Genomic DNA, 12,900 nt, shown 5'->3' with positions numbered 1-12,900 from the left:
ACCATAAAAGTGCCTCCTCTTGGTGAGTTCAGTCGCGCTTTCTGGTAAGGTGCACTGGACAACTGGGACGGGACATTATGGAAAAGTACGAACAACTGCTCATTTCGCTGCGTCGAGTGATACGCGCTATCGACATTCATTCTCGCCAGCTGAACAAACACTCAGGTTTAACTGGGCCGCAATTGATGGTGATGCAGAAAATCGCCCAATTGGATGCGCCATTGGCGAAAACTGTGGCGGAAGAGATCACGCTGAGCCCTGCGACTGTGACGACCATTATCGATCGACTCGAGGGCCGTGGTTTAGTGATCCGTTTGCGCAGTGAGACTGACAAACGTAAGGTGCATTTATACCTTAGCGATGCGGGACGAGCGCTGTTACAGGACTCACCTAAACCGTTACAGGATCATTTTATTAAGCGTTATCAGAATCTTGAAGAATGGGAACAAAGTCAATTGCTCTCTGCGGTTGAGCGTATCGCGACTATGATGGACGCCGATAAAATTGATGCGGCGCCTATGCTCTTGGTCGGAAAGATCCAAGGCGACGAGTAATTGTTTAGCTCATGGTTTAAATGAATTAGACGCTAAAATCGATTCGTTTTTAAAATGAAAAAGCACTGAAGATTCAGTGCTTTTTTGCTTTTAACTCGATGTCGTTTAGCTGTGCATCTTTTACATACTTAAGCAGCAGGGCAGTTTGTTGTAGCCACAGAGTTAATCAGAATTTCTTGTACTGGCGTGTTGGCGAAACCACCGCTACTTTTTGTTGGTACTATGCTGATCTGATCCGCCACATCCATGCCGTCAACCACTTTGCCAAACACGGCATAACCATAATTGCTCGCAGACGCATCCAAATGTGGATTATCTAACACATTGATAAAGAACTGTGATGTTGCAGAATTAGGGTCATCCGTGCGAGCCATGGAGATAGTGCCACGTTTGTTGCTAATACCGACTGCGGCTTCATTCTTGATGGGGGCATCGCCTGGTTTGCTTTTGAGCCCTGTGGTAAAACCGCCGCCTTGGATCATAAAGTTATTAACGGTTCTATGGAATAAGGTGCCGTTATAGAAAGACTTATCAACATACTGCTTAAAGTTTTTACCTGTGATTGGCATGTTCGTTAAGTCAATGGCGAGTGTGATATCGCCTTTTGTGGTTTTCATTAAATAACATACATCCGCAGCTAAGGCTGGCGGAGTGGGATCGGGCGTCGGTGGCGTCGGCGTTAGATCACCATCTGTACTTCCTTCACAACCGGTTAAGGCTATGCAGCCGACAAACAGTAATCCTGATAACTTCTTCATTTCATATCCTTATTCTCAATCATCATTGGGGAGTTTCTGCTTTAGCGTTCCATCGAGCGAGCCTCTGGCGGATAAGCGAGGGCATATCAGGCTCCATGAATGTAATGTTGTTATTATGTTTCTACGCTGTAGCGAGATGAGATGTTGACAGAGGAGAGATAGGCTGTTCAAGTTATAAAGTGCAATTGATACAAAGTGTTGCACCGAACTCACTAGTCGATATGTTTTGGGTCTTATTCATTGGGTTTTAGTTCGAATGCTATGACATATAAATGTCTTACGCCTGTCATGTTATTTCTATGCCTTAGTTCCCTGCTTAGTGCTTGTCTTTTGTAACTGCCTCTCGCGACTGCTTTTCGTTAAGGCCTTGGGAAGCATGCTTGCCCTCTTGCTGAACGCATGCCCCAAGTTGGTGCGTTCCATGTCTATTATTTCGATTGTCACTGCGCGCGAACTTAACTGAGTGCTTCTAGTAAGTTACTGATTTTTTGAAAAAGTTTTTTGTTATTTCCCTGAAATATTTATGTCATCTTCTTGTTACTTTTGGTTGGCATGGTTACTGTATATCTAAAGCCATGGATGAGCGGTCGCGGGGGCGACAAAATATGGGGCTGGAAAAGTTGCTGTATTTGCGGGGGGTTGGAGCAGAATTTACTGATTGTTTTGGCCAAGAGATCCATATTTCCGAGGTAGACAGGCAAGGTATCTTGACCTGTATGTTACAGGAAAAAAACACTGTGGCAGGGACTGCCATTGATGCTTCTGCTACAGAGGCGTTATCGAGTGATGCTGGGCTGACTAATGTCGATGCGGTATTGACTGAAGCGCTGATCGCCTCACAAATTGACTTGCTGGATGCCCGTCCTTGGACTCAGGTTTTACCCGAATTCCATTGGTGTTTTGTGGATGAACCTTGGATAAGCCTTTGTTTACCTGAAAGCTATACTTCAGATCTGAGTGTGGCGATTGAATGCGAACAGGGTGAGTCTATCGTATTTGATGTGCCGTTCTCGGCGCTTAAGTCGATTGGCGATTACCGCATTGAACAAACGCTTTATCTCCACTATCGCCTTGATCTTACGCAACTGGGATTAGCACGCCTCGATTTAGCTGAGGCCAAGACCCAAGCTTCCCCTGAACACTCAATGACCGCCGAGACTGAGGCGGTGAATTTAGCGTCTTATTTCCTGAGCAGCCAAGAGTTCACTAACAACCCAGCTTTAATCAAAAACCAAGACTCATTTGCGCATGCAGCTGACAAAAATGCGAGTGATTTCTCTGTGTTAGGTTTGGGCTTTCATCGCATAGCTTTAAGCTTAAAACATGCCCTAGAGACAAGTGCACAAGCGCCAAGCTCGGCGCTAGTGAGCAGTGTGACGGCTGAGGCTGATACCAGCACTTTGTTTTCTGGCACTTTAATGGTGGCACCGCGGGCCGCTTATCAAGGCGTACTGACTGCTGTCGCCCAAGGTAAGCGCCATAAACCTTGGGGGATCAGCGTTCAACTCTATAGTTTACGCAGCGAGAGCCAATGGGGCATAGGTGACTTTGGCGATTTAGAACAACTGATCGCGCTGGTGGCGGCGCAGGGCGCGGATTTCATTCAACTCAATCCCTTGCATGCCCTCGACATTGCGGCGCCAGAGCATCCTAGTCCCTATAGTCCGTGCGATCGCCGCAGACTCAATCCTCTTTATATTCAATTACAAAGTGTTCCTGAATACCAAACGCTTGCGACTGAGTTTTCAAGCGCTACTTGGCTAGAGGCCATCGCCTTACTGAATCGTGACAATTGGCTCGATTATCCTAAGGTGAGTGAGCTCAAATACCGTGCCTTTGAGCAGTTATATCGCGTTTTTTGTGAAACCCATTTAGCAAACGACACGCCCAGAGCGCAAAGATTCCATGAGTTTGTGCGTGAGCAGGGCACTGCGCTGCAAGAGTTTGCTCAAGCGGAATACTTACGTAGCCCAAAAGCGTTTGTACAAGAGGAAGGTTTCTATCTTTACCTGCAATTTGTGGCCGAAAACCAGTTACACCTTTGCCAGCTAAAAGCGAAAGAAGTGGGCATGGGGTTGGGATTAATCCGTGATTTGGCCGTTGGCGCAGCGCTGCAGGGCAGTGAAGTACAGGCCAATGCCGAGCAGTTTTGTTTGCATGCCAGTATCGGCGCACCGCCCGATCCCTTTGCGCCCCAAGGGCAAAATTGGGGCTTAACGCCCCTCGATCCGGTGAAGTTAAAACAACATAATTTCAGTCATTTTATCGCCTTGATCCGCGCCAATATGGAAAGCTGTGGCGCCTTGCGTATCGATCACGTGATGGGCTTACTGCGCCTCTGGTGGTGGCCACTGGATAAACAACTCGGCCACGGTGCCTATGTGTATTATCCCGTTGAAACCTTGCTCGCCATCGTTTGCCTTGAGAGTCAACGCGCCCGCTGTGTGGTGATTGGTGAAGACTTAGGGCTAGTGCCACCGGACATTATTCATCGTCTCTACACCTCTGGCATTTACTCCAACGAATTGTTCTATTTCTGCAAAGACCATCAAGGCTTTAAATCACCGGATCAATACAAGTCCCAGAGCCTGATGATGCTGGCGAACCACGATGTGCCGACCTTAGTAGCTTGGTGGTGCGGCAGCGATTTACACCTGCGTCGACAGTTATCCCTGTTTGAAACTGACGAACAATTGGGCGAGGCACTGGCTGGGCGTGAACATGAAAAGCAGCAGCTTATTTCACTGTTAGTCGCACAAGGTCTGTTAGCCGAGGTGATGATAGCCGAACTCGATATTCAAACCTTGCTCACGGCTTGGATGACCCTAGGGGCTCGCGGAAATAGTGCGCTGTACAGCGTGCAACTGTGTGATTTATTAGCCGATCGCCATGCGGTGAACATTCCCGGCACTTGGCTCGAATATCCTAACTGGCAGCGGCGCTTACCTTTGAGTTTAACGCAAGTGTCGGCTTCGCCAGAGATATTGCAGCGATTACAAAATATCGCTGCGGCGAGACAGCTACCGAGTTAATGCTGCTGATCCAGTGCCACATTATGCCATCCCTAAAGGTTCAATATTTAGGGGTTGCTATTCGGATAAAGAGTGCCAATTTGCAAGTTTAATTGACTGATAAACGGAAGAAAAATGATGACTCAAGCCAATGCCTATTTTTACGATGGCGCCGACGTCGCCCTACTTAATGGTCAATACACTGATGTTTTTTCGCTCTTGGGTATGCACAGTGCCAATGAGGGTAAGGCATTAATTGTACGTTGTTTTTTACGCAATGCCCTCAGTGTGGATGTGATCAGCATTAAAGATGGCCGCAAAGTAGCTAGTCTGGACAAAGTCAACGAGCAGGGACTGTTCGCCGGTACGCTGGGGCGACGTGTCAAACCGTTTCTCTATTTGCTGCGGGTAGAATATCCCCTGTGTCAGCTAGATATAGTCGACCCTTATCAGTTTGATTCACTGCTCAATAGTGACGATATTTACCTGTTTGGTGAAGGCAGCGCCGAGCGCGCCTATGAGTTTTTAGGCGCCAACTGGCGTCAGACCCAAGGCGTTGAAGGTGTGCATTTTTGTGTGTGGGCACCCAATGCCAAACGGGTTTCTGTGGTGGGGGATTTCAATCATTGGGACGATACTCGCCATGTAATGCGCCAACATCTTGCCAATGGTTTGTGGGAGCTATTTCTACCCAATGTGGTTGAAGGCGCCCACTATAAGTTTGATTTGGTTTACCAAAATGGTGAGCGTCATACTAAATCCGATCCTATGGCGACTCAAATGGAATGCGCACCCCATAACGCTTCTATCGTGCCCCCAAAAGCCCATCACAGTTGGAATGATACCGCTTGGATGAGTAAGCGAGCGGCGACAGCTTGGCATAAAGCGCCCATGTCGGCCTACGAAGTGCACTTAGGTTCGTGGCGTCGTAAGGGAGAGCAAGGCGAGCAATATCTTGATTATCAAGACTTGATTGAACAGCTTATTCCCTATGTGAAGGAGCAAGGTTTTACCCACATTGAACTGATGCCGATCAGCGAGTTTCCCTTCGATGGTTCGTGGGGATATCAGCCTGTGGGTCTCTATGCACCGACCCACAGATTTGGCGATGCCAATGGGTTAAAAGCCTTTGTGGATGCCTGCCATCAGGCGGGAATTGGTATCATCCTCGATTGGGTGTCGGCGCATTTTCCTAAGGATCCCCACGGCTTAGTGCGTTTTGATGGCACTTGTTTGTATGAGCATGAAGATCCTCGCAAGGGCACACATCCCGATTGGGATACCCTGATTTATAACTATGATCGCGGTGAAGTGCGCAGTTTCTTGTTGAGTAATGCCTGTTACTGGCTGCGGGAGTTTCATTTCGATGGCCTGCGTCTCGATGCCGTGTCTTCCATGTTGTACCTCGATTACAGCCGCGAGCCGGGCCAATGGCTGCCTAATGCCTATGGTGGACGGGAGAATCTTGAGGCCATTAGTTTCTTACAAATTTTGAATCAACGCCTGTACCAAGCTTTCCCCGGCATTTGCATGATCGCCGAAGAGTCTACCGCTTTTGCGGGGGTGACTAAGCCGACGGATCAGCAAGGTCTCGGCTTTGGCTTTAAATGGAATATGGGCTGGATGAACGACAGCTTAAGCTACTTAGGCCGAGATCCGCTTTACCGCCAATTCCACCATCATCAATTGACCTTCAGTTTGATGTACGCCTATACCGAGCAATTTATGTTGTCCGTGAGTCACGATGAAGTGGTTCATGGCAAGGGCTCGTTGCTACATAAAATTCCCGGTGATGATTGGCAGAAATTTGCAACTCTGCGTGCATATTACGGTTTTATGTGGGGGCATCCCGGTAAGAAATTACTCTTTATGGGCTGCGAGTTTGGTCAGCGAAATGAGTGGAACCATAACCAGAGTTTAGATTGGCACTTATTGGCCTATGAACCGCACCAAGGTGTGCAACGTTGGCTTAAAGATCTCAATCACTTATATCAAGCCATGCCTGCTTTATCGGTTCAGGATTACGAGGGGGCAGGATTTAGTTGGCTAGATTGTGAAAATAGCCGCGACAGCATCTTTACCTTTGTGCGTTACGGCTTAGCGGGTGATGCGCCGTTAGTGTTTGTCATCAACATGACGCCCCAATTGCACACTGGGTTCCGTATTGGTTTGCCTTTGGCGGGGGATTACCGCGAATACCTGAATAGCGATAGCCAGATTTATGGTGGCAGTAACCAAGGTAATGCGGGCACTGTCGTTGCTGAGTCGCTGCCGTGGCAGGGCATGGCGCAGAGCGCGCTGATCACTGTGCCGCCCTTGGGTTGCCTAGTGATAGGGCCTGCAACTGGATTGGCTGAGGCGAACTAGTATGCAAAAGCCCACGGCTGATGATATCAAGCTCAACCCTGACGCTAAACATAACCCCTCTCAAAATGAGAAATGGGCCTTGGGGGCAGGTGAGCCTTTTCCGCTCGGTGCGAGTGTCGAGGGTGATGGCGTCAACTTTGCGTTATTTTCAGCTAACGCGACAGCGGTCGAGTTATGCCTATTTGACGACAATGGCGAGCAAGAAATCGCGCGGATTGCGTTAACTGAGCAAACCCAGCAAATCTGGCATGTGTTTGTGCATGGGCTCAAGGCGGGGCAACTCTACGGCTATCGCGTTTATGGCTCCTATGAGCCTCAGCTTGGCCACAGATTTAACCCCAATAAGTTATTGCTCGACCCCTATGCCCGCCAGCTGGTCGGTGAGTATAGCGACCATGAGTCTAACTATGGTTACGAGCTGAATCACAAGGATGAAGACTTATCTTTCAGTAAGTTAGATAACGCTGCCTATGTGCCAAAATGTAAGGTTGTGGACATTCGTCCATTAATCGATATCGCCGCTAAGCAGTCGATTCAGCCTGTCGCGACCAGGTTTCAGCCCAAACCCCTAGAGCGCAGCATCATTTATGAGATGCACGTTAAAGGCTTTACGGCGGCGCATCCTGAGATTGAACCTAATAAACGCGCCACCTTTGCGGGCTTGGCGACTCAGCCTGCTATCGATTATTTGGCCGAACTTGGGGTGACGTGCGTCGAGTTACTTCCAGTACAGGCCTTTTTTACTGAACCATTTTTGCTCGAGAAAAAGCTTACTAATTATTGGGGTTACAACAGTATTGGCTTTTTTGCCCCCGAGCCGAGTTATCTGTCATCCGACGATATTGGTGAGTTTCGCGCTATGGTGGATGCACTCCACGGTGCGGGTATCGAAGTGATCCTCGATGTGGTCTATAACCACAGCGCCGAGGGCAGTCGACTTGGGCCAACCTTTAGTTTTCGTGGCATAGATAATCTCAGTTATTACCGCCTACATCCGAATGATAAGCGTTTTTACATTAACGATACGGGTTGCGGAAACACCTTAAATATCAACCATCCACGCATGTTGCAGCTCGTGTTAGATTCGCTGCGTTACTGGGTAGAAATCATGGGCGTCGATGGATTTCGCTTCGACTTAGCGGCCTGCCTAGGTCGCGAGGCCTATGGTTTTGATCCCGGCTCAGGTTTCTTCGATGCATTGTTACAAGACCCTGTGTTGTGCCGAGTGAAATTGATTGCTGAGCCTTGGGATATCGGCCCTGGCGGTTATCAATTAGGTAATTTTCCCGTGGCCTTTAGCGAGTGGAATGACAGATATAGAGACACTATGCGCCGTTTCTGGCGCGGCGATCACAGCATGTTGCCCGAATTTGCCAGACGGTTTCACGGCTCGGGGGATTTCTTCGAGCATGGCGGCCGTCCGCCTGCGACCAGTCTTAACTTTTTAACCAGCCACGACGGTTTTACCCTCAAAGATTTAGTGAGTTATACCCAGCGCCACAACTTGGCGAATGGGGAAGATAATCGCGATGGTCACCAAGAAAACTTCAGTCATCATTATGGGATTGAAGGGGAAACCGAAGATAGCGCAATTCTGGCACTTCGTGGTCGTCAACAGCGTAACTTATTGACGACACTATTTTTATCCCAAGGTGTGCCTATGTTGTTGAGCGGCGATGAAACGGGCCGCACCCAGCAAGGCAACAATAATGCCTATTGCCAAGACAATGAACTGAACTGGTTCGATTGGTCGGCAAAGGGCATGGACACTGAGCTGTTAGCCTTTACTCAGCAGCTTATCGCCCTGCGGAAACGTTTCCCGTTGTTATGCGCTAAACGCTTCATTCATGAACAGTTATTGGCCGAATCTTTAGCCGATACCGGTGCTCGCTTAGATTGGTTTAGTCGTCAAGGTGAGCAAATGACCAAGAGCCTGTGGACTGAATCTATGTGCCGCAGTTTATCTGTAGTGCTTTCGGGTGACTTAGAAGGCCAAGGTAAGCAGCAAGCTCTGCTGTTGATGGTCAACGCCGACGATAATCCTTTGGCATTTACGCCGCCGACCTTTGAGCACTTGAGTCCGTGGCAATGCCTGATCCACACCCAAACTGAGCCGCTGGATGCTCAGATCTCTACGACGCGATACTTGCTGCAAGATCGCAGTCTCATGCTTTTTCATGCTGATTTGATTTTCAAGAAATGAAGGAATTAACTATGACTGACGAAAGCGAACTGAGCCCAAATACCAGCGAAAAACCCGTATCATCCGCGCCAAAAGCGGCGAGTAAGAAGGCGCCAGCTAAGCGTCAGGCCAAGCCTAAAGCCGTTGAACCCTGTGAGCCCTGCGATGCCTTACCCGCTTCCTTTGAGCGCCATTTACGTTATGGACTCAGCCGTGGCGAAGGTGTGAGCTGCGAATTATTTCAAGCGTTGGCCTATAGCGTCAAAGAGCAGATGCTAGACAATTGGCGTCAGACCCGTGTGGATGACAGCCATTTTCAGCGCAAGCAAGTGGCGTATTTATCCCTTGAGTTTTTGATGGGCAGGGCGCTAGGTAATGCACTGCTGAGTTTAGATTTACAGCAAGATAGCCGTGATGCCTTGAGCAACTATGCGGTATCACTGGAAGAGTTAGAAGAAGCCGAACATGATGCCGGTTTAGGTAACGGCGGTTTAGGTCGATTGGCGGCGTGTTTCCTCGATAGCTGCGCCAGTATAGACTTATCCGTGACGGGTTATGGCATACGTTACGAATATGGCATGTTCGCCCAGAAGATAGTCGACGGTTATCAGGTTGAGCGTCCCGACCGTTGGCTGCGCGAAGGCAATCCGTGGGAAGTGCGCGTGCCGACCCACAACGTGACAGTGCCATTTTTTGGTCACACTGAATCCTATGTCGATAAACAGGGCCGCAGACACATTATTTGGGTTGAAACCCAAGATGTGCTCGCCGTCGCCTATGACATGCCAGTTCCCGGTTATCGCAATGGACGGGTGAATACCCTGAGATTGTGGAAGGCCGAAGCGACCGATGATTTTGATTTAGCTGAGTTTAACCAAGGCGACTACACAGAAGCCGTGGCCCGTAAAAACTTGGCCGAGCAGATCACTATGGTGCTCTATCCTAATGATGCGAGCGAGAACGGCAAAGAGCTGCGATTACGTCAGCAATACTTTTTATCCTCCGCCAGTTTGCAAGATTTGCTCAAACGTTGGGTGAGTCGTCATGGTCATGATTTCACCCAGTTTGCCGCTAAAAATGTGATGCAGCTGAACGACACTCACCCCAGTATTGCCGTACCTGAGTTGATGCGGTTATTGATCGACGAATACGGTTTGGAATGGGACAGTGCGTGGGCGATCACCAGCCAAACCATGGCGTACACTAACCATACCCTATTGCCAGAAGCACTAGAGCGCTGGCCCGTGCGCATGATGGCGCAGATGCTGCCACGCATTTTAGAAATCATTTATGAAATCAACGCCCGCTACTTAGATTTAGTCGCCCACCACTGGCCGGGGGACGCTAGCAAACTGGCGAGTATGTCGATTATTCAAGATGGCCCCCATCCCCATGTGCGTATGGCGTATCTGGCGATTGTGGCGAGTTTTTCGGTCAACGGCGTCGCGGGTTTACACACGCAACTGCTTAAATCTGGGTTGTTTAAGGATTTCTATGAGTTGTGGCCGCACAAGTTTAATAACCGCACCAATGGCGTGACCCCAAGGCGTTGGCTTGCCCATTGTAATCCTGCCTTAGCTAAGTTATTGACCGCCCATTTAGGTAAAGAGTGGGTGACAGATTTAAGCCAGTTAACGGCGCTTAATGCCCTCACACAGGACACGGCATTTATCCAAAAATGGCGTGATGTGAAGCAAGCCAACAAGTCTTTGCTGGCTAAGATGATTACTAAAGAATGTGGCGTCGAGTTCGATCCATCTATGTTGTTTGATGTGCAAGTGAAGCGTATTCACGAATATAAACGCCAGCTGCTCAATATCTTACATGTGGTTCATCTCTATCATCAGATCCAACAAGGCCACACCGAAAACATGGTGCCACGTTGCGTGTTGATCGGCGGTAAAGCGGCGCCCGGTTACTTTATGGCTAAGTTGATCATCAAGCTCGCCAGCAATGTCGCCCATATGGTCAATTCCGATCCTTTAGTCACGCCTTATCTACGTTTTGCTTTCTTACCCAATTACAACGTCAGCGCCATGGAAAAAATCTGTCCGGGAACGGATTTATCCGAGCAAATTTCGACCGCGGGTAAAGAAGCATCGGGCACGGGCAATATGAAGTTCATGATGAACGGCGCACTGACGATTGGCACTATGGATGGCGCCAATATCGAGATGTTAGAGGAAGTAGGCTCAGAGAACTTCTTCCTGTTTGGACTCAATGCGGAGCAGGTCTCAGAGGTACGTAACCACTATCATCCACGCAGCATTATTGACGATTCACCGGCGTTATCTGAGGTGATGAAGTTACTCAAGAGTGGTCATTTCAATCTGCTGGAGCCTGGGATTTTCGATCCTATTATTGCCGCCATCGAAAGCAGCGACGATCAATGGATGACGGCCGCCGACTTTGACAGTTATCGAGTTGTGCAAGAAGCCGTGGCGCGGGCCTATAAAGATCCGCAGGTATGGACGCAAATGAGTATTCGCAATACCGCCGCCAGCGGACGTTTTTCGAGTGATGTGACGATCGCAGGTTATCGCGATGAAATTTGGAAACTGTAAGGGCTGGGCTCTGGGTTACAAGTATTGTTATAGCGGTTGAGTATAAGTATTTGAAAGGAAAGCAACAATCAATGGAAGGAATGGGGAATGCAAGTGAGAAATACTCAGGGGAATACGGCAGTTTCTGCCGTATCGAGAAGCCATTTATGGGCAATCAGTTTGCCGATTTCGGAGTAAGAGCCTATGTCTAATGTTCGTTATATCAGTAATTTAACTCGTGAAACCTATGCGTTGATTTTAGCTGGTGGGCGCGGGTCTCGCTTGCATGAACTCACGGATTGGCGTGCTAAACCTGCACTGTATTTCGGTGGTAAGTTTCGTATTATTGATTTCCCGCTCTCAAATTGTATCAACTCGGGTATTCGTCGTGTCGGGGTTGTGACTCAGTACAAGTCGCATTCTTTGATCCGCCATGTGATGCGCGGTTGGGGTCATTTTAAGAAGGAGCTCGGCGAGTCGGTGGAGATTTTACCTGCTTCACAACGCTATTCGGAAAACTGGTACCAAGGCACGGCCGATGCGGTATTTCAAAATATCGATATCATTCGCCACGAGCTGCCTAAATACGTAATGGTGTTGTCTGGCGATCACGTGTATCGCATGGATTATGCTGGGTTATTAGCTGCCCATGCCGAGTCGGGTGCAGATATGACAGTCTCTTGCCTTGAAGTGCCGATTGCCGAAGCTGCGGGTTCGTTTGGGGTGATGGAAGTCGATGAAGAGATGCGCATTTTAGGCTTTGAAGAAAAGCCGCTGCAACCTAAGCATTCTCCGGGTAATCCTGAAATGTGTTTAGCATCTATGGGCAACTATGTGTTTAACACAGAGTTTTTGTTTGACCAGCTCAAGAAAGATGCCTTAAACGAAAGCTCAGATCGCGATTTTGGTAAGGATATTATTCCTGCGATCATCGAAAAACATAATGTGTTTGCCTATCCCTTTAAGAGCGCTTTCCCGAACGAGCAAGCCTATTGGCGCGATGTGGGGACGTTAGACTCTTTCTGGCAAGCGAATATGGAACTGTTATCGCCCACGCCAGCACTGAATTTGTACGATGCAAAATGGCCAATTTGGACCTTCCAAGAACAATTGCCACCCGCTAAATTTGTGTTTGATGACGATGATAGACGCGGTATGGCGCTGGACTCGATTGTCTCGGGCGGTTGTATTATTTCGGGTGCGACAGTGCGCCGTAGCGTATTGTTTAACGAAGTACGTGTCTGTTCTTATTCGTTGGTTGAAGATTCAGTCGTGCTGCCCGATGTGGTCGTGCTGCGCCATTGCAAAATCAAGAATGCCATACTCGACCGTGGCTGCATTATTCCCGAAGGCATGGTGATAGGTTATAACCATGATCACGACCGAGCCAAAGGTTTTAGGGTGTCGGAAAAAGGCGTAACTTTAGTGACCCGTGACATGCTAGGTTTGCCTGTAGGCTATGAATAGTGCTTTGATCATTAAAGT

7 protein-coding genes are annotated in these 12,900 nt (G+C 48.7%); 6 read left to right on the top strand and 1 reads right to left on the bottom strand.

Annotated features, from left to right (window positions below; translation table 11 throughout):
• Positions 1–77: 77 nt before the first annotated feature.
• Positions 78–554, top strand: a complete 477-nt coding sequence (locus tag Q4Q52_RS06790; RefSeq protein WP_006080852.1) for a MarR family winged helix-turn-helix transcriptional regulator — start codon at positions 78–80, stop codon at positions 552–554.
• Between the two features lie 128 nt (positions 555–682).
• Here Q4Q52_RS06790 and Q4Q52_RS06785 read toward each other — a convergent pair whose 3' ends face one another.
• Positions 683–1,312: a peptidylprolyl isomerase gene (locus Q4Q52_RS06785; RefSeq protein ID WP_311990166.1), complete on the bottom strand. Its 630-nt coding sequence runs from the start codon at positions 1,310–1,312 to the stop codon at positions 683–685.
• Between the two features lie 605 nt (positions 1,313–1,917).
• On the opposite strand from Q4Q52_RS06785, the gene malQ reads away from it, so the two are divergent.
• The 5 genes from malQ (at position 1,918) to glgC (ending at position 12,882) form a co-directional block, all read left to right on the top strand.
• A complete protein-coding gene (gene malQ / locus Q4Q52_RS06780; RefSeq protein WP_311990165.1) occupies positions 1,918–4,344 on the top strand; it encodes a 4-alpha-glucanotransferase in 2,427 nt (808 codons plus the stop codon).
• A gap of 114 nt (positions 4,345–4,458) precedes the next feature.
• Positions 4,459–6,690: a 1,4-alpha-glucan branching protein GlgB gene (glgB, locus tag Q4Q52_RS06775; RefSeq protein ID WP_259482074.1), complete on the top strand. Its 2,232-nt coding sequence runs from the start codon at positions 4,459–4,461 to the stop codon at positions 6,688–6,690.
• Between the two features lies 1 nt (position 6,691).
• On the top strand, positions 6,692–8,893 hold the full coding sequence (gene glgX / locus Q4Q52_RS06770) for a glycogen debranching protein GlgX (protein ID WP_311990164.1): 2,202 nt from the start codon (positions 6,692–6,694) through the stop codon (positions 8,891–8,893).
• A gap of 11 nt (positions 8,894–8,904) precedes the next feature.
• Positions 8,905–11,436: a glycogen/starch/alpha-glucan phosphorylase gene (locus tag Q4Q52_RS06765; protein ID WP_311990163.1), complete on the top strand. Its 2,532-nt coding sequence runs from the start codon at positions 8,905–8,907 to the stop codon at positions 11,434–11,436.
• Between the two features lie 183 nt (positions 11,437–11,619).
• Positions 11,620–12,882: a glucose-1-phosphate adenylyltransferase gene (gene glgC / locus Q4Q52_RS06760; protein ID WP_006085131.1), complete on the top strand. Its 1,263-nt coding sequence runs from the start codon at positions 11,620–11,622 to the stop codon at positions 12,880–12,882.
• Positions 12,883–12,900: the final 18 nt, after the last annotated feature.

The organism is Shewanella sp. SP1S2-4 (assembly GCF_031932075.1).
GTDB lineage: Bacteria > Pseudomonadota > Gammaproteobacteria > Enterobacterales > Shewanellaceae > Shewanella > Shewanella baltica.
Note: the sequence above shows the minus strand (reverse complement) of the source record. Positions and strands in the feature narration are given on the sequence as shown.